15 protein-coding genes are annotated in these 16,242 nt (G+C 73.6%); 5 read left to right on the top strand and 10 right to left on the bottom strand.

Annotated elements, in window-relative coordinates:
- Positions 1–163 precede the first annotated feature (163 nt).
- Positions 164–1,180, bottom strand: coding sequence for a lytic polysaccharide monooxygenase auxiliary activity family 9 protein (locus tag ACZ4NT_RS07670; RefSeq protein ID WP_467724194.1), 1,017 nt, complete (start codon positions 1,178–1,180; stop codon positions 164–166).
- Between the two features lie 303 nt (positions 1,181–1,483).
- Here ACZ4NT_RS07670 and ACZ4NT_RS07675 point away from each other — a divergent pair, with 303 nt between their 5' ends.
- Positions 1,484–1,951, top strand: coding sequence for a GNAT family N-acetyltransferase (locus ACZ4NT_RS07675; protein ID WP_467724196.1), 468 nt, complete (start codon positions 1,484–1,486; stop codon positions 1,949–1,951).
- Positions 1,952–2,021: 70 nt separating this feature from the next.
- Here ACZ4NT_RS07675 and ACZ4NT_RS07680 read toward each other — a convergent pair whose 3' ends face one another.
- Positions 2,022–2,156 carry a hypothetical protein gene (locus ACZ4NT_RS07680; protein WP_355780997.1) on the bottom strand — a complete coding sequence of 45 codons (135 nt, stop codon included), beginning with the start codon at positions 2,154–2,156 and terminating at the stop codon, positions 2,022–2,024.
- A gap of 148 nt (positions 2,157–2,304) precedes the next feature.
- Between ACZ4NT_RS07680 and ACZ4NT_RS07685 the strand changes: the two genes are divergently transcribed.
- Complete coding sequence (locus ACZ4NT_RS07685; RefSeq protein ID WP_121404008.1) at positions 2,305–2,916, top strand: class I SAM-dependent methyltransferase; 612 nt, start codon at positions 2,305–2,307, stop codon at positions 2,914–2,916.
- A gap of 386 nt (positions 2,917–3,302) precedes the next feature.
- Here the strand turns inward: ACZ4NT_RS07685 and ACZ4NT_RS07690 are convergent, their stop codons facing one another.
- Positions 3,303–3,824 (bottom strand): DUF402 domain-containing protein, encoded by a 522-nt coding sequence (locus ACZ4NT_RS07690; protein ID WP_121404010.1) that lies wholly within the window; start codon positions 3,822–3,824, stop codon positions 3,303–3,305.
- Positions 3,805–4,734 (bottom strand): GNAT family N-acetyltransferase, encoded by a 930-nt coding sequence (locus ACZ4NT_RS07695; protein WP_467724198.1) that lies wholly within the window; start codon positions 4,732–4,734, stop codon positions 3,805–3,807. The genes ACZ4NT_RS07690 and ACZ4NT_RS07695 overlap by 20 nt, the downstream gene beginning before the upstream one ends.
- A gap of 144 nt (positions 4,735–4,878) precedes the next feature.
- Between ACZ4NT_RS07695 and ACZ4NT_RS07700 the strand changes: the two genes are divergently transcribed.
- A complete protein-coding gene (locus tag ACZ4NT_RS07700) occupies positions 4,879–5,253 on the top strand; it encodes a GntR family transcriptional regulator (protein ID WP_183116892.1) in 375 nt (124 codons plus the stop codon).
- Between the two features lie 192 nt (positions 5,254–5,445).
- Here ACZ4NT_RS07700 and ACZ4NT_RS07705 read toward each other — a convergent pair whose 3' ends face one another.
- Positions 5,446–6,231, bottom strand: coding sequence for a DUF72 domain-containing protein (locus tag ACZ4NT_RS07705; protein ID WP_121404014.1), 786 nt, complete (start codon positions 6,229–6,231; stop codon positions 5,446–5,448).
- Positions 6,232–6,285: 54 nt separating this feature from the next.
- On the bottom strand, positions 6,286–7,380 hold the full coding sequence (locus tag ACZ4NT_RS07710; protein ID WP_467724201.1) for a DUF5925 domain-containing protein: 1,095 nt from the start codon (positions 7,378–7,380) through the stop codon (positions 6,286–6,288).
- A 496-nt stretch (positions 7,381–7,876) separates the two neighbouring features.
- On the opposite strand from ACZ4NT_RS07710, the gene ACZ4NT_RS07715 reads away from it, so the two are divergent.
- Positions 7,877–8,686: an SGNH/GDSL hydrolase family protein gene (locus ACZ4NT_RS07715; protein WP_121404018.1), complete on the top strand. Its 810-nt coding sequence runs from the start codon at positions 7,877–7,879 to the stop codon at positions 8,684–8,686.
- A gap of 56 nt (positions 8,687–8,742) precedes the next feature.
- On the opposite strand, the gene ACZ4NT_RS07720 is transcribed toward ACZ4NT_RS07715, so the two are convergent.
- The 4 genes from ACZ4NT_RS07720 to ACZ4NT_RS07735 form a co-directional block, all read right to left on the bottom strand.
- Positions 8,743–10,371 carry a serine/threonine-protein kinase gene (locus tag ACZ4NT_RS07720; RefSeq protein ID WP_467724203.1) on the bottom strand — a complete coding sequence of 543 codons (1,629 nt, stop codon included), beginning with the start codon at positions 10,369–10,371 and terminating at the stop codon, positions 8,743–8,745.
- A 45-nt stretch (positions 10,372–10,416) separates the two neighbouring features.
- Complete coding sequence (locus ACZ4NT_RS07725) at positions 10,417–12,018, bottom strand: HoxN/HupN/NixA family nickel/cobalt transporter (protein ID WP_467724205.1); 1,602 nt, start codon at positions 12,016–12,018, stop codon at positions 10,417–10,419.
- Positions 12,015–13,763, bottom strand: a complete 1,749-nt coding sequence (locus ACZ4NT_RS07730) for a tetratricopeptide repeat protein (protein WP_121404023.1) — start codon at positions 13,761–13,763, stop codon at positions 12,015–12,017. Before ACZ4NT_RS07730 ends, ACZ4NT_RS07725 begins: the two co-directional genes overlap by 4 nt.
- 133 nt (positions 13,764–13,896) lie before the next feature.
- On the bottom strand, positions 13,897–15,426 hold the full coding sequence (locus ACZ4NT_RS07735; protein WP_121404025.1) for a DUF4331 domain-containing protein: 1,530 nt from the start codon (positions 15,424–15,426) through the stop codon (positions 13,897–13,899).
- A 251-nt stretch (positions 15,427–15,677) separates the two neighbouring features.
- Between ACZ4NT_RS07735 and ACZ4NT_RS07740 the strand changes: the two genes are divergently transcribed.
- The gene (locus tag ACZ4NT_RS07740; protein ID WP_121404027.1) at positions 15,678–16,220 is read left to right on the top strand and encodes a sigma-70 family RNA polymerase sigma factor; all 543 of its coding nucleotides are present in this window, start codon (positions 15,678–15,680) and stop codon (positions 16,218–16,220) included.
- The last annotated feature ends 22 nt before the right edge of the window (positions 16,221–16,242 follow it).

The following is a 16,242-nucleotide window of genomic DNA, read 5'->3' on the forward strand; positions in this document are numbered from 1 at the left end:
ACAAACCAGGGGAAAATAAGCTCTTTTTGTGGTGGGAGGCAAGCGGGAAGAGGTCCCCCCCCCTCGGGGGGGGCGTGTCCCCCCCCCCCCCCCCCCCCCACCCCCCCCCCCCCACCGGGGCGCGCCGCGGCTCCCCGTCGCTTCCGGACGGGGAGCCGTCGCGTCAGCGGCCGTGACGGCCGCCGTGCGCCGCGCGGCGCCGGACCGAGGCGAACAGCGCCGCGGCGCCGACGGCCAGCGCGGCCGCCCCGCCGACCGCGAGGTACGAGGTGCTGGGGTCGCCACCCGTCTCGGCGAGGTTCTCCGAAGCGCCGTCGGCGGCGGGGCGGTTCGCCGTGTCGGCGGCGGGCCCGGCGTCGTCCGCGGCACCGGCTGCGGTGGGCTCCGCCGACGTGCTCGCGTCGGAGTCGCCGTGGCCGTCGTGCTCGACGGTCGACTTGTCGGCACCGTCCTCGATCTGCTCCTCGGAGGGCGCGGAGGCGGCCGGGGCGGGGGAGGAGGCGCCGGCGCCCGCGGAACCGCTGTCCTCACCACCGGAGTCGGCACCGCCGAAGGTGACGTCCGAGCAGGAGTAGAAGGCCTCCGGGCTGTCCGAGCGCTGCCAGACCGCGTACAGCAGCTGCTTCCCCGTGCGCTGCGGCAGCGTGCCGGAGAACGTGTAGTAGCCGTTCGTCGCGGCCGGGTCGGTCTTCGTGGCGACCGGGTGCTCCAGGTCCAGGTCGCCCCAGGCCAGCGGCTTCGACGGGTCGTAGCCGGCCTTGGTGATGTACACCTTGAACGTGCCCTTGTGCGGGGCGGTCACCCGGTACTTGAAGGTGTACGAGCCGCTGCCGACGCTCGTCGCCGGCCAGTCGGTGCGGGCCAGGTCGAGGCCCTTGAACTCGTCGTTGCCCGCGCTGCACAGCTTGCCGTCCGCGATCACCTGCTGGTGCCGGCCGTTCGCGTCGCCGATGCGGATGCCGTTCCAGTCGTAGAGCGCCTGGGTGCCGCCGGCCGCGACAGCCGCCTTGCACGCCTGCGACCGGGGGCTCTCCGGCCCCTCCGCATAGCACTGGGAGACCCGGCTCACCGGGTCGCCCATCGTGCCGTGCGCGACGGCCGGGCCGGTGGCCAGCGCGGTCAGGGCGAGCGGAGCGGCACCGGCGACGGCGATCGCGGCGGCCTTGCGGCGAGCGGGCATGAAGACTCCTCGGAGCAGTGCTGAACTGTGGGGGCGATCAGCAAACTAGCCCCGGGAATCCGCGAAATCGCCTGCTGGGGACGGGGGACGGCGATCTTTATGGTGCGGTTAAGGAAGCGCTAACCGAGGGCTGAGGAAAGGCGCCGGAGAGCCGTGACCGGGGTGCGGAGGGGGCCGCCGGCAGTGCCCCGGTGGGCTCGGCCGCGGAGGCGACCCACGGCCTCCTGCCTCCGCGCGCGGCCCCCGGCGGACGCGGCGGGAGGCCGACGGGCCGGCCCGGGGGGCGGTGGGTACCGTGCGGGTATGGGAGATGCGGACGCCGCAGGCGTCGAGGGGATCCGGCCGGCTCGTGAGACGGACGTCGCCGCCGTCGCGGCCGTGACCGACGCGGCCTACCGGCCGTACATCGCGCGCATCGGGGTGGCGCCGCTGCCCATGGAGGCGGACCACGCGGCGCAGGTCGCGGCGGGGCGGGTGTTCGTCACCGGGGAGCCCGTCGTGGGGCTCGTGGTGATCGAGGCGCACGCGGACCATCTGTACCTCGACAGCATCGCCGTCCACCCCGACGCCCACGGCAGGGGCGTGGGGGGACGGCTGCTCGCCTTCGTCGACGCACGCGCGCGTGCGCTCGGACTGTCCGAGGTGAGGCTCTGCACCAACGCGATGATGTGGGAGAACCGGAAGATCTATCCGAAGTTCGGCTACGAGGTCGTGGAGCGCCGGGTCGACGGTCCCTATGACCGCATCCATTACCGAAAGCGGCTGCTCTGACGCTCTGCGGAGTCACCGGGGCGGTCGACGTGGACGGGATCGGGAGGGGCGGGGGTGCGGACGGCGCGGATCAGCCGTCCGGCCACCAGGTGCGGTGGATGTCCTTGCGGACCTCCGGGCGCTCTCTCGGGCGCTCGTCGGCCTCGTCCCGCACGCGACGGGAGTCCGACCTCTTCAGGGGCTTCTGCACGGTCACGCGGCGCATGGCTGCCTCCTTGTGCCTACCGGGTTCCGTGATTCCACGGAGGTAGACCCTTTCGGGGAGCGTTCCTCATCGGTCGGGATCTGTCAGTGGCGGCGGTCACGATCCGACGGGCCGTCGGATTGTCGGTGGCGGGTGTCACCCTGGCCACATGACCAGTAACAGCGACAGCCAAACGTCGGGCATCGATTGGGAAGCGGAGTCCTTCACCTTCGACGACGAGCCGGATCACGGTTTGCGTGACCCTCTGGTGCGCGCTGCCTGGGCCTCCCGGCTGCGGGTATGGCTGCCGGAGCGGGCCTCGGACGTGCTCGACCTCGGCTGCGGGACGGGCAGTCTGTCACTCCTCGCGTCCGAGCAGGGGCACCGGGTCGTCGGCGTCGACCTCTCTCCGTCCATGGTCTCTCATGCCCGCGCCAAACTCGCGGGACGCGACGCGGTGTTCCTGGTCGGTGACGCTGCGCTTCCGCCGGTCGGCGAGGAGCGGTTCGACGTGGTCCTCGTGCGCCACGTGCTGTGGACGCTGCCCGAGCCCGCCAAGGTGCTGCGGCACTGGCGTGGGCTGCTGCGCCCCGGTGGCCGCCTGGTGCTGGTCGAGGGCGTGTGGGGGACCCTCGACCCGGTGGGGCTGGCCGCCGCTCACCTGACCGGCCTGCTCGCCCCCCTCGCGCAGGACATCCGGGTGGAGCCCCTGTCCGGCGACGCCTCGCTGTGGGGCCGCGAGGTCGACGACGAGCGGTACGCGGTCGTGGCGGTGCCCTAGGGCTTCCGGGGACCGCGGTCACCCTGCGTACGTGCCGGGGTGCGGCGGGCGGTCAGGGCGCCCGGGCCTGGTCGCCCCCGACCGGGACGGGCCCCGGCGAGATGCCCGCGGCCGCCCCCTCACCGTACGGACGAGCCCGACGGCCGAAGTCGCCCTCGACCGGCCTTCGGCCGTCCGTCGAGGAGTCTTCGAGGTGTCTTCGAGCGGCCGTCGAGTGGCGCCCGGCGAGGTGGCCGGGGTCGCCGTCGAGCGGCGAGGCGGCCCGGGGCGCCGGTCCGGTGCGCTGCGCCGGTGCCCGCGCCGGGGCGCTGCATGACCGCCCCGGCGGACACGCGATCCCGCCCCGGGCGTCCTCCGCTTGCCCGGCCCGGTGATCGGCGAGGGCGTCACGCCCCGGTGAGGAGCGCCCCGAAATCCCCTTCGCGGGCGAGGTGTTCGAGCTCGTCGAGGGCGCTCTCGGCGGCGGCCGCCGCCACCGGGTCCGCCGTCGCGAGGCCGCTCGCCGCGAACTCGTCCTCGTCCAGCCGCAGTACGGCCGTCCCGTCCGCCGACCGCCACAGGTCCAGGTCCAGATCCTCCACGACCAGCTCACCGGCACGGACCACGGCGGGTCGGGTGACGTCGCAGTACCAGCCCTTCAGGGTGCCCGTGGCGTCCCGCACCTCCTTCACCGCGTACCAGCGGTCCCGCCAGTAGTGCTCGGTGAAGACATCGCCCGGCTCGAAGCGGACGAAGCCGAAGTCGCGGACGCCGTCGCCCGCCCACGCGGCGCGCACCGTGACCCGCGTGCCGTCGTCGCCGACCACTTCGGCCGGGTAACGGATCTTGACCCGGCCGGACTTGACGAGGACGACCTCGATCCGGTGTCCGGGCGCCACGGAGAGCGCGTCAGCCGAGTTCGCGGACATACCGCACCTCCGTCGCGGAGATCTCGTATCCGAACCAGGTGTTGATCGCGATCATCGGCCCGTTGCCGCTGTCGTTGCCCGTGAACGCCTGCGTACAGCCGGCGGCGCGGGCGCGGTGCAGCGAGTCGTTCTTGGCGAGCTTGGCCAGGCCGCGTCCGCGATGGGCGCGGGCGGTGCCCGTCATCGCGGTGTCGTAGCGGGTGCCGCCGTCGGTGCGCGCCGCGCTGAATGCCGCCGGGCGCCCGTCGACCACGGCCACCGTGGTCAACTCCGGGCTGAACAGGGGGTGCTGCCAGGTCCCCCGGAGCCACGCCTCGTAGTCCGTGAACTCGTGGGCGGTGTCGCCGGGTTCGTCGCCGGTCGTCTCCGCGTCCAGTGCGAAGAGGGGACGGGGGTCGTCGGCGTAGTCGGAACCCTTGCGGAGTTCGACGCCGGGCGGGGGTTCCTGGAGCGGAGGCAGCGTGCCGTTCCGGAGGTCGAGGCGCAGGAAGTGCGCCGAGCGGCTCGCGCGGTAGCCGCGTGCCTCCGCGAAGGCGCGGTGCGCGGGCTCGTCCAGCACCCACGCCAGCAGCCGTGTGGCCCCCAGCGAGGTCAGATGCTCCTCGGCGGCGCGCACCAGCAGAGAGCCCGCCCCTTCACCGGTGCGGTCCGGGTGCACGTACACGTTCAGTGAACCCTGGCCGGGCTGCGGACTGTCGTACGCCAGCCCGACCTGGGCCGTGCCGATCGGCTCGCCGTCGGCCTCGGCGACGAGCAGCCGGTAGTGGGCCTCGGGATGCGCGTGGGTGGCGTCGTACGCGACGGACTCCGAGGTGGACAACATGTAGGGGAGGGCGAGGCTGCGGATCCCGGCGAAGGCCCCGGTGTCGCGCCGGTCGCCCGGGCGGACGTCGCGAACGATCACTGTCATGAAGCGGCACGCTACGCGCGGGGCGGGTCGGGACGCCTCCCATTTACGCGTGCCGACGCCGGTTGCGCCGCCGTGTGCCGACCGGTGCCGCCGGTTACGCGCCGGGGCGGCCGGACGCGTCCTTCGTGCGGGACAATCACCCCCGTGACCCTGAAGATCCATATCGATGCGGGGGCCGCGCCCTACGAACAGGTGCGCGCCCAGATCTCCGAGCAGGCCAGGTCGGGTGCGTTGCCGGTCGGGTACCGGCTGCCCACGGTGCGCGGTCTCGCCGAGTCCCTCGGCCTCGCGGCCAACACGGTCGCGAAGGCGTACCGGGCCCTGGAGGCGGACGGGGTGATCGAGACCCGCGGCCGCAACGGCACGGTCGTGGCGGCCGCCGGCTCGGCCGCCGAGCGGGAGGCCGCGGCCGCGGCGCAGGCGTACGCCGAGCGGGTCCGCCGCCTCGGACTCGCCGAGGACGCCGCCCTCGCGGCCGCCCGGGACGCCCTGCGCGCGGCCTACGGCGCCGGCTCCTGAGCCCACCGCCCCGCCGCCGACGAGGCCCCGGCCTTCGCCGGGACCGGGACGGATCACGGCAGTTGCGGCGCCCGGGGCACCGGGGTTCGGTGGCCCCGGCGACTGGCCCAGCCGGCGATTCGCCGACCCGCCGCACCGCCGCACCGCCGCGCGGAACGGTGGGGCGAGCCGGTGTGCGGTGCACGACACCCCCTAGGAGTGGGCAACCGGCGCGGCCGGCAGGCTCCGCGGGGTGCGGGTCACGGTCAGTCCCGACGCCGTGGCCGCCCGCGCGAACACCACCGCGTCCAGGACCGCCGCCGCATGCGGATCGTTGTTGAAGTACGCGTACACGTCCTGGTCGTCCGACCAGGTCTCCGCGATTCGCCGGGCCCATGTCATCAGGGACTGCCGGCCGTAGTGCGGCCATCGCCGGGTGCGTCCGACGTGGAAGCGGACGTAGCCCCAGTCGGTGGTCCGCCACAACGGGGTCACCGGCCGGGCCAGTACGTCGGCCCAGCACAGGGCCGCGCCCCGGGTCTCCAGGACCTCGCGCACGGCAGGCGTCCACCAGGAGTCGTGACGCGGTTCGACCGCTACCCGGGTGCCCGCGGGGAAACGGGCGAGACAGTCGTCGAGGAGCCCGGCGTCCGCGCGCAGTGTGGGCGGGAGCTGGAGCAGCACCGGACCCAGCCGGTCACCCAGGCCGACGGCGTGGCTCATCAGCCGGTGCACCGGCTCCTCCGGGTCGCGCAGCCGCTTGATGTGGGTCAGGAAGCGGCTCGCCTTGACGGCGACGACGAAGTCCGGGGGAGTGCGCTCCCGCCAGTTCTCGAAGGTCTCCCGCGCCGGCAACCGGTAGAAGGCGTTGTTGATCTCGACGGTGGCGAACCGTGCCGCGTACGCCTCCAGCCAGAGCCGCGTGGGCAGCCCTGCCGGGTAGAGGACGTCACGCCAGTCCTTGTACTGCCACCCGGAGGTGCCCAGGAACACGGTCATACCCCCATGAAAGCACCAGCCGCCCGCCGCGACCCGGGGGCGGGGCCCACCCGGTTACAGGTACAGCCCCGCGTCCGCGCCCTCGCGCTGATCCGGCACCGACGTCGGCGACGTCCCGCGGCGCAGCGCGTACAGCTCGGCCAGGGTCGCCCCCTCGCGCCCGATGCCCTCCTCCGTACCGAGCCAGTTCACCGCCTCCCGGCGGGTCAGCGGACCGACCTCGACGCGGGCCAGGCAGCGGCCGGGGCGGACGACGGCGGGGTGCAGCCGCTCCAGGTCCTCGTTCGTGGTGACGCCCACGAGCACGTTGCGTCCCTGGCCCAGCAGGCCGTCGGTCAGATTGAGCAGGCGTGAGAGCGCCTGACCAGCGGTGTGCTTCGCCTCGCCGCGGATCAACTCGTCGCAGTCCTCCAGCAGGAGCAGCCGCCAGCGCCCCTTGCCCGTCGCGTCCTCCTCGCCGATCGCGATGTCCATCAGATAGCCGACGTCGCTGAACAGGCGCTCGGGGTCGAGGACGCAGTCGACCTGGCACCAGTCCCGCCAGGAGCGGGCCAGTGTGCGCAGCGCGGACGTCTTGCCCGTGCCCGGCGGACCGTGGAGCAGCAGCAGGCGGCCCGCGATGTCCTCCGGGGTCGTCTTCATCAGCCGGTCCATCGCGTCCGCCACCGGTGCGGTGTAGTTCGGCCGCACCTCCTCCCACGTGCCCGCGGAGATCTGGCGGGTGGTGCGGTGCGGGCCGCGCCTCGGGGAGACGTACCAGAAGCCCATGGTCACGTTCTCGGGCTGCGGCTCCGGTTCGTCGGCGGCGCCGTCCGTGGCCTGGTCGAGGACCTTCTGCGCCAGCTCGGGGCTGGTGGCGGTGACCGTGACGTCGGCGCCGCGGTTCCAGCGGGACACCAGCAGGGTCCAGCCCTCGCCCTCGGCGAGCGTCGCGCTGCGGTCGTCGTCGTGGGCGGAGCGCAGCACCCGGGACCCCGGCGGGAGCAGGGTCGCCCCGGACCGTACGCGGTCGATGTTCGCCGCGTGCGAGTGAGGCTGCTCGCCCGTAGCGAAGCGGCCGAGGAACAGCGCGTCGACGACGTCCGACGGGGAGTCGCTGTCGTCGACGTTGAGCCGGATCGGCAGAGCGTCGTGAGGGTTCGCAGACATGCCGCCATGATCTGTCACGAGGCCGTGCCGTGCACCCGGTTTCCGCAGTGCGCCCCGTGTGTCGGTTCTGTCTGCTCCTTCCGGTCCATCCCGGCCGTCCGGTCACCGGCCCCCGGGCCGGGCGAGGCCCGGCCCGGTGAAACGGTCCGCGCAGTCGGCGCCGCTCCTGACGCGACGTCATGGGCGGTGCCCGACGGCCGCGGTGGCGGCTCGCCGCGCACCCGGGCGTGGGGCGGCCGTTCCGGCCCCGGTATCCGGTCTCCGGTCCGCGCGGTGACCGGTACCCCGAACGGCGGGCGCGGTCCGCGCAGTTCGCGGCCGTACGCCGGGCCGCGGACCGAGGGGCGGCGGTCCGGTCGCGGGCGCCCGGTGAAGACGCGGTGAACACCGCGGGCGGCATGAGGCGCGGGCCGAAAAGAATTGGCATGGACACTTCCTGTCAACACGCGTAGCTGCTACCACGGTTATGGCAGAGATCCTGCTAAAGGGAGGTTCCATGAGACGTTCCCGAATTACGGCATACGTGACCTCACTCCTCCTCGCCGTCGGCCTCGCCCTCACCGGGGCAGCGACGGCGCAGGCGTCCCAGACCGCCGCGGCCACCGGGTATGTGGCCCTCGGCGACTCCTACTCCTCCGGTGTCGGCGCGGGCAGTTACATCAGCTCCAGCGGCGACTGCAAGCGCAGCACGAAGGCCTACCCCTACCTCTGGGCGGCCGCGCATTCACCCGCTTCGTTCAACTTCACGGCCTGCTCGGGCGCTCGTACGGGTGATGTTCTCGCCAACCAGATGAGCCCGCTCGGCACCGGCACGGGGCTCGTCTCGATCAGCATCGGCGGCAACGACGCCGGTTTCTCCGACGTCATGACGACCTGTGTGCTCCAGTCCGAGAGCTCCTGCCTGTCCCGGATCGCCACGGCCCGGGCCTACGTCGACTCCACGCTCCCCGGCAAACTCGACAGCGTCTACTCGGCGATCAGCGCGAAGGCCCCGTCGGCCCACGTGGTCGTCCTCGGCTACCCCCGCTTCTACCAGCTGGGCGGCAGTTGCATCGCCGGCCTCTCCGAGACGGAGCGGTCCGCGATCAACGGCGCCGCCGACTACCTGGACAGCGCGATCGCCAAGCGTGCCGCCGCCCACGGCTTCACCTTCGGCGACGTCAGGACCACGTTCACCGGACACGAGATCTGCTCCGGCAGCGCGTGGCTGCACAGCGTCAACTGGCTGAACATCGGCGAGTCGTACCACCCGACCGCGTCCGGCCAGTCCGGCGGCTATCTGCCGGTCTTCACCGCCGGGGCCTGAACCCCCACCGGCCCGGCCGCGCCGATCCGGCGCGGCCCCGTCCGCCGAGTGCTTCCCTAGGGAGAAGCGGAAGAGGAGACCCCGCCGGTCGGGGTCTCCGTCTCGCACGCCACCGAGAACGGCACCCGGTTGGACGTCGTGTGCACGGGACCGCGGACCTCCACGCCGATCTCGTTCTCGTACGTGCCGTCCGCGTCGTACGTCGTCACGACGACCGACTTCTGCTTGGTCTTCCCGCCGCTCGCGGGGAACGAGAGGGTCTTCCAGCCGGCGTCGGACACCTCGCCCTTCCTGGTCACCCAGCGGTAGTCGACCTCCACCGGTACGACGCCCACGGTGAACGTGGCCGTGAAGGAGGGCGCCTGCCCGGCGGGCGGCGGACACGGTCCCGAGTAGTCGGTGTGCGCGCCGGCGACGCTGACCTTGACCGACTGCACCGGTGGCTTGACGGTGCGTGTGGCGCTGGGCGTGGGGTCGGGGGAGCGGGCACCGCTCGCGCCGCCCTCGTCGGGGCTGCTCTCGCTCCCGCTCTCCCCGCCGTTGACGGCGCCCGAACTCCCCTTGCCGCCGCTCGTGTCGGCCGTCCCGCCGCCTCCGCCCCCGTCGTCGCGGTTGGCCAGGGCGTACAGCAGACCGGACAGCGCCAGAGCCAGCGCGGCCAGTCCGGCGATCACGGCGAAGGAGGCCCGGCGGTGCCGGTCCGGGGTGCCGCCACCGGCGGTCGTCGCCGCCGTCGGGAAGCCGGCGGTGTGCGCGGTGTGTGCCGGGACCGGTCGCGACGGCGTTGCCGCCGCGTCGTGCGGCAGGACCGCGACCGTCGGACTGTAGGGGGTCGGGGAGGAGCCGGTGCGGGGCGAGCCGCCCGCGCCGATCAGGCGCAGGTCCTGCTCGGCCTGCTCGGGGGGCAGGCGGTCCGCCGGGTCCTTGCGCAGCAGGTGCTCGATGACCGGGGCCAGCGGACCGGCCCGGCGCGGCGGTGGCAGCTCCTCGTCGACGACGGCTCGCAGGGTGCTCAGCGGAGTGTCGTGCCGGAAGGGCGAGTTGCCCTCGACCGCGGCGTACAGCAGTACCCCGAGGGACCACAGGTCGGACTCGGGACCGGGGGTCCGGCCGAGCGCCCGCTCCGGCGCGAGGAACTCGGGCGAGCCGATCACCTCGCCCGTCATGGTCAGGGCGGAGCTGCCCTCCACCGTGGCGATACCGAAGTCGGTGAGGACGACCCGCCCGTCGTTCGAGAGCAGGACATTGCCCGGTTTGACGTCGCGGTGCAGGACCCCGGCCGCATGGGCGGCGCGCAGGGCGGACAGCACCTCGGCGCCGATGTGCGCGGCGCGCCGCGGGGAGAGCGGGCCCTCGGCGTCCAGCAGGTCCGAGAGGGCGATGCCGCGGATCAGCTCCATGACGATCCACGGGCGGCCGTCCTCCGTCGCCACGTCGTATACGGTCACCACGTTGCGGTTCGCGACCCGCGCGGCGGCCCAGGCCTCCCGCTCCAGCCGCGCGTACATCCGCTCGACGTCGCTCGACGGGATGTCGGCCGGGGCGCGCACCTCCTTGACGGCGACCTCGCGGTGCAGCACTTCGTCACGGGCCCGCCAGACGGTTCCCATGCCGCCCTGGCCCAGCGGGGACAGCAGACGGTACCGGCCCGCGATCACCCGTTCACCGCTCGGATCTTCGGACACGGGCGTTCCCCCTTCGCATCCGCGCGATTCCTCCCCAAAAGTAGCTCAGCCGAGTGCGGATGCCGCCCCCTTGAACACCAATCCGGCCCCGAGGGCCACGACGACGCAGGCCGAACCCAGGGGTGCCGCCCTGCGCATCAGGGCCGCCGCGGGGCCACCGGTCCACCTGGGACGCCGCGCCAGCAGCCGGGCCACGCCGTCGCCGAGCCTGACCACGGCGAACCCCGCCGCCGTGAGGGTGAGGGCGAGACCCGCGCCGTACGCCAGCACCAGCAGAAGGCCGAACCAGGCCTGCCCGAGTGCCGCGGCGCCCACCAGGACCACCACCGCCGAGGGGCTGGGCACCAGCCCGCCGGCGAACCCGAGCAGGATGGTGCCGCGGAGCGTGGGGGCGGTGGGATGGCTGTGGGTGAAGCCGCCGTGCGAGTGCTCCGCGCCGGAACCGTGGGTGTGTCCGGCCCCGTGACGGTGGTCGTGGCCGTGGTCGTGGCCGTGGTCGTGGTCGTGGTCGTGGCTGTGATCGTGATCGTGCGGATGGTCGTGGCCGTGGGCGGCGTCGGGGGCGGCGTGGGCGTGCTCGTGCCCGTGGGTGTGCCCGCCCGCGGGGGCGGGGGCGCGGTTCCGCCAGGCCCGGCGTACGAGCGAGGCGCCCGCGACCGTCACCAGGACGCCGCTCGTGACGCCCAGCCAGGCGATCACGGAGGGCGCGGCGGCCGAGCCCGCGGTGATGAGCAGCCCGAGGGCGACCACGCCCAGGGTGTGCGTGACGGTCACCGAGGCCGCGAGCGGCAGGACGTCGCGGAGGGTGGCGCGTCCCCGCGCGGCGGCGGTCGCGGCCATCAGGGTCTTGCCGTGTCCCGGAGCCAGGGCGTGCAGGGCGCCGAGGCCGACGGCGACGGCGAGGGCGAGCGCGGCGAAGCCGAGGGTGAGGTCGTGCCGGGCCACGAGGCCGTCCAGGGCCCGAGTCCAGCGGTCGGCGCCGCGCGGGAGTACCGAGGCGGCGGGCGCGTCCCGGTCGTCCCCGGCGAGCGCGGGTCCGCCCGGGCGGACCCGCAGGGACGCGGACGCGGTGTCGGCCGGCGACGACAGGAGTCGCCCCGGGTAGTCGGTCAGCCGCCGGGAGACGGACTTTGTCGGGACGTCGGACCTGGTGAGCGTGGTGCGGTCGCCCCGGGCGGTGACCTCGCGCCAGCCGGGCCCCGAGTCGACCGCGGCGCGGAAGCGCACGGCCACGGCGCCCTCGGGGAGAGGGGCCGTCAGCCGGCACTCCACACGCAGGGTGTCGAGCCCGGCCTGTCCCGGCCGCACCCGTGCGTCGCTGGTGCCGACGGTGAGCGGGACGCCGCGTCCGCGGATGGTGACTCGGCTGTCCCGGGCCGCCGCCGCGCACCGCTGCCGGGCCCAGGTCGTCCTGCCCAGCCGCTCGATGTCGGGCGCTGCCTGCGTCGCGGGGATCTCGGCGAGGTCCTCGACGTGGTCGATCCGCAGCACGCCGGGGGCCGTCACGAGTCCGTCGTAGCGGTTGACCGTGAAGTTCCCGAGTGGATGCGCACTCGCGGCCCCCGCGGGGACCAGGACGAGCGCGCAGCAGGCGACGAGGACCGCGGCGCAGGAGGCCAACGCGCGCCGCGGGGTGGTGAGCCTCATGGCGTCTCCTTCAGGGCCGCCCGGGCGGCGCGGGCACCCAGCGGCGAGAAGCCGGGGTTGAGGTCGAGCGCCCCGGTCAGTGAGGCCCTGGCCGCACCTCGGTGCCCGGTCGCGCGTTCGATCACGCCGCGGTGGTGGAGGAACACCGCGTTGCGGTAGCCGGTGGCCGTGGCGCGGCGGGCGTACGGAAGTGCCTCCGCGTCCCGCCCGTTGACGTGCAGGGCCCAGGCGAGGGCGTCGGCGGTGTGCACGGTGCGGCGGCGGTCCCATTCCGCGCGGGCCGCCGCGAGGGCGGCCTTCCGGTCCCCGTGGTCGGCGGCGGCGAGGGCCGTGTCCAGGTCGGCGTTGACGCCGTTGGCGCGGGCCAGGGAGGTCCAGGCGTCGACGAGGGCGTACTGGTCGCGGGCCCGTCGCGCGTCCCCCTTCCCGTCGCGTGCCTCGTACAACTCACCCAGGAACACCAGGGCTTGAGGCAGTGGCGAGCGGGACACGACGTCCTCCATGCCGCGGATCGCCCGAGCGGTCTCGCCGCGGGACGCCTGGGCGCGGGCCCGGCCCTCCAGCGCCGGGAGGTACGCCTCGTCGGCGGTCAGCGCCCGGGCGTAGTAGGCCAGAGCTGTCCTGTACTCGCCCTGGTTCCAGTGCAGTTGGCCCAGCGTCGTGGCCACGTAGGCCACGTCGCCGCGTGCCGTCGCCGTGGACAGGGCCTGTTCGAGGACGCGGCGGGCGGTCTTCACGTCGCCCCGCAGTTCGTGCACGTACGCGTACCGCGTGAACACCGGGACGCCGGGGCGCCGGGAGTCGGCCAGATCTGCGGCCTTCGAGGCCTCGTCGTACCGGCCGAGTTCGACCAGCGCGTCGATCCGCGAGGACAACGCGCGTTCGCTGTAGGGGTTCTCGGCCAGTGCCCGGTCGGCGTACCTCAGCGCCTCGGGGAACCGGTGCCGGGCCGCGGCGAGGGCGGCGCGGCCGGCGAGTGCCGGGTCGTTGCCGGGGCGCAGTCGCAGGGAGCGGTTCAGCGCCCGCTCCGCCTGCGGGTAGCGCGAGGGGTCGCCCTTGGTGCGGGCCTGCTCCACGTAGGCCAGGCCCAGGGTCGCCCAGGAGCCGAAGTCCTTGGGCTGGGAGCGGAGATGGGACTGCAGGGAACGGATGCCCGCGTCGAGGTCGGCGCTCGCGATCAGCTGCGGCGACACACCTGTGCCGGGTGCGGCCGCGACGGGCGCCGTGCCGCCGTCCCGGGCACCGAGGACCACGCCGCCGGCGGTGAGGGCCACGGCCAGTGCGACGACGCAGCCGGCGAGCTGCGCCGCCCGCCACCGCCGTCCCGCCGCGGCCACCCGCCGTACGGCCACCACCCGCTCGTCGCCCCCGTCGGCAGGCGCGGCGGCCCCCACCTGAAGGTCCGCTCCGGCATGCCCGGCACCGGCGCCGGCATCCGCGGCACCGGTGGCACCGGTGGCACCGGCGCCGGCGTCCGCGGGACCGGCCTCCGTGGGACCCGCCTCCGCGGCACCCGCGTCTGCGGCACCCGCGTCATCGGGACCCGTGTCCTCGGCGCCGGCGTCCGAGCCGACGCCGGGACGGGTCTCCGCCGGGCCCCCGCCGGTCCCGGCGCGCTCCGGGTCACCCGCGCCGGGGGCCGTGCCGACGCCGGTGTCCGCCGGAGCCTCGGTGCCGTCGCCGTGCTCCGGGGGGCCGCCCGTGCCGGTGTCCGGCGGCGCGCTCTCGTTCGTACCCGGGGACATGCCCTCTCCTAGAAGTCCGTGGCCGCAGCGGTCGTCGTGGGGGTGGGACGACGCGGCCCGCGCCGTGGGGGATGAGTACGTGCGGGCCGCGCCGGTCGGTGTGCCGGGCCCGCGGGCCCGGCGGTCCGCCGGGTCAGTAGGCCCGGTTGTGCATGCGGCGGCGCCACCACATCAGTCCGGTGCCGATGAGCAGGAAGCCGGCCGCGCCGGCCGCGGCGGAGCCCGCGATCAGCACGGTGTCCGAACCGGCGTCCGCGCCCGCGGGAGTCAGCCCGCCGCCCAGCTGGTTGCGCACGCTGTTGCCGCTGCCCTTGGCGGTGGCCCCGCGCGAGCCCGCGGTCGGCTTGGCCAGGTACGGGAAGGAGTGACCGAACTTCTTGTCGTTCTTGTCGACGGCGTCGCCCAAGTCGTTCTTGGAGCCGACCAGTTCACCCTCGACGACCTGGAGCGAGGCGTCGATCACGTCGTCGGTGAGCCGACGCCCGTTCGGGAAGCCCGCGTTGTCACCGTCGAGCACGCCGAGCCGCTTCGGGTGCGCGGACGGCTTGATCGAGGTGTTGAGCCGCAGCTCCTCCGCCGGCGTCACGTGCGGCGGCTGGTTGAGTCCCTCGACGCCTTTCAGGAACACGTCGACCAGGTCGTTCCTCGGCTCGGCCGGGGCCTTGATCTTGTAGATCGCCTCGATGAGCTTGGGCAGTTCCGGGTTCGTCACGTTCTTCAGGAAGTCGGCGTCGTTCCACGGCGCGGACGCGTTGAACTTGTCCTTGTCCTTCTGCGGGTTGACCACCTCGTTGACCAGCGGCATGCCGAGACGGGACACCTGGCTCCAGTGGCCGCGGGCGTCCTTGCGCTGCGTGGTGGACCAGATCCCGACGATCGGCTGGTCGGCCGACTCCTGGATCATCTCGCTCGGCACCTGCAGGGCGATCGAGTTGACGTTGTAGCCCTTGAGCGTGTCCCGGCCGACCTCGGAGAGGTCGCCGCCGTAGAGCAGGTCGAAGACGCGCAGGTCCAGGAAGAACGGGTCGTCGGCCTGGCCGGCGAACGTGGTCGACCCGCCCGCGAGCTTGTACACCGCCTGGTCGCGCAGCTTGCCGTAGTCCGGCATCGACGCCTTGCCGACGTTCGACGGCGCGACCGGTATGTCGTCGGCGACCTTCGTCCTGGAGACCAGCTTCTGGTCGTGCAGCCGCAGCAGGTCGATGTCGTACGTCTGCGTGATGTTCAGGTCGGGATCGTCCAGGCTGGTGACCGCGCCCGTGTTGTAGAGGAAGGTGTCGCCGTTCTTGCGGTGCGTCTTGAAGGTGTAGCGGTAGATCAGTTCGCCCTGCGCGTCACCGTTGTTGTCGATGTGGAGGTCGTACTGGGCGTCCTCGGCGAACGTGAAGAAGTTCGGTCCGCCGGCCGGTTCCTCGAAGGGGATCCAGTTCGCCACGATCGTCGTCGTGTCGGGCTTGTCCGGGCTCACGAACGCGTACACGTCCGTGTTGTCGTACTGGGGCTGCCCCGAGATCAGCGGAGCCTCCCGGTGGCTGGAGGCGGCTGCCGCCCCCGGTTCCAGCACGGTCACACCGGCGGCGGTGAGCCCCCCGGCGGCCAGCGCGCCACAGACGAGCGTCGCGAAACTCCTGCGTCCCACGCCACTCCTGGTGATAGGTGTCATGCCGTCCGTCCTCACGTCCAACTTGCCTGACGCACGCCATTCGGAGCGGTCGCCGGGGTGGATTGGTCGAATCCCAAACGTTCTTACGTCGGGTTTCACCGCTCGTCTCAGTCGGGCGGCCACCGTCGTGTTCGGTTCGTCGGGAGCGGACCCGCGTTTTCGGTCCGGCGATCCGTAACCCATCCGAAGACGCGCTCGCTGCGAATACGTCGGTGAAGTGACGGGCCGTACGCGGCCGGAGAGGGGGACGGGTGGAGGCGGACGAACTTCTGGTGCTCGTGGCCGGGGGTGATCAGAAGGCATTCGAGGATCTCTACGGACTGGTGTCCGGGCCGGTGTTCGGTCTGGTGCGCCGGGTGGTGCGGGACCCGGCGCAGTCGGAGGAGGTGGCCCAGGAGGTGCTGCTCGAACTCTGGCGCTCCGCGGCCCGGTTCGACCCCCGGCGGGGCAGCGCCCTGTCGTGGATCCTCACCCTCGCGCACCGCCGTGCGGTCGACCGGGTGCGCAGTGCCCGGGCCGCCACCGAGCGCGAGCAGCGCGAGGGACGGCGCCTGCACTGGCCCGCCTTCGACCAGGTGGCCGAGGAGGTCGAGGCGGGGCTGGAACGGGAGTGGGTGCGGCGCTGCCTCGACCGGCTCACCGCCCTGCAGCGCCAGTCCGTCACCCTCGCCTACTACGACGGGTACACCTACCGTGAAGTCGCCGAACGGCTCTCCCTGCCGCTCGGCACCGTCAAGACCCGTATGCGCGACGGACTGACCCGGCTGCGCGACTGCCTGGGAGGTGCCGCGTGAGCGTCCTGATATCCGCGGGCGA

This window comes from Streptomyces sp. NPDC026417 (assembly GCF_055567695.1).

Coding starts and splice junctions, on each gene's coding strand:
- ACZ4NT_RS07670 (WP_467724194.1), bottom strand. CDS start 1,180: ATGCCCGCTCGCCGCAAGGCCGCCGCGATCGCCGTCGCCGGTGCCGCT.
- ACZ4NT_RS07675 (WP_467724196.1), top strand. CDS start 1,484: ATGGGAGATGCGGACGCCGCAGGCGTCGAGGGGATCCGGCCGGCTCGT.
- ACZ4NT_RS07680 (WP_355780997.1), bottom strand. CDS start 2,156: ATGCGCCGCGTGACCGTGCAGAAGCCCCTGAAGAGGTCGGACTCCCGT.
- ACZ4NT_RS07685 (WP_121404008.1), top strand. CDS start 2,305: ATGACCAGTAACAGCGACAGCCAAACGTCGGGCATCGATTGGGAAGCG.
- ACZ4NT_RS07690 (WP_121404010.1), bottom strand. CDS start 3,824: ATGTCCGCGAACTCGGCTGACGCGCTCTCCGTGGCGCCCGGACACCGG.
- ACZ4NT_RS07695 (WP_467724198.1), bottom strand. CDS start 4,734: ATGACAGTGATCGTTCGCGACGTCCGCCCGGGCGACCGGCGCGACACC.
- ACZ4NT_RS07705 (WP_121404014.1), bottom strand. CDS start 6,231: ATGACCGTGTTCCTGGGCACCTCCGGGTGGCAGTACAAGGACTGGCGT.
- ACZ4NT_RS07710 (WP_467724201.1), bottom strand. CDS start 7,380: ATGTCTGCGAACCCTCACGACGCTCTGCCGATCCGGCTCAACGTCGAC.
- ACZ4NT_RS07715 (WP_121404018.1), top strand. CDS start 7,877: ATGAGACGTTCCCGAATTACGGCATACGTGACCTCACTCCTCCTCGCC.
- ACZ4NT_RS07725 (WP_467724205.1), bottom strand. CDS start 12,018: ATGAGGCTCACCACCCCGCGGCGCGCGTTGGCCTCCTGCGCCGCGGTC.
- ACZ4NT_RS07730 (WP_121404023.1), bottom strand. CDS start 13,763: ATGTCCCCGGGTACGAACGAGAGCGCGCCGCCGGACACCGGCACGGGC.
- ACZ4NT_RS07735 (WP_121404025.1), bottom strand. CDS start 15,426: ATGACACCTATCACCAGGAGTGGCGTGGGACGCAGGAGTTTCGCGACG.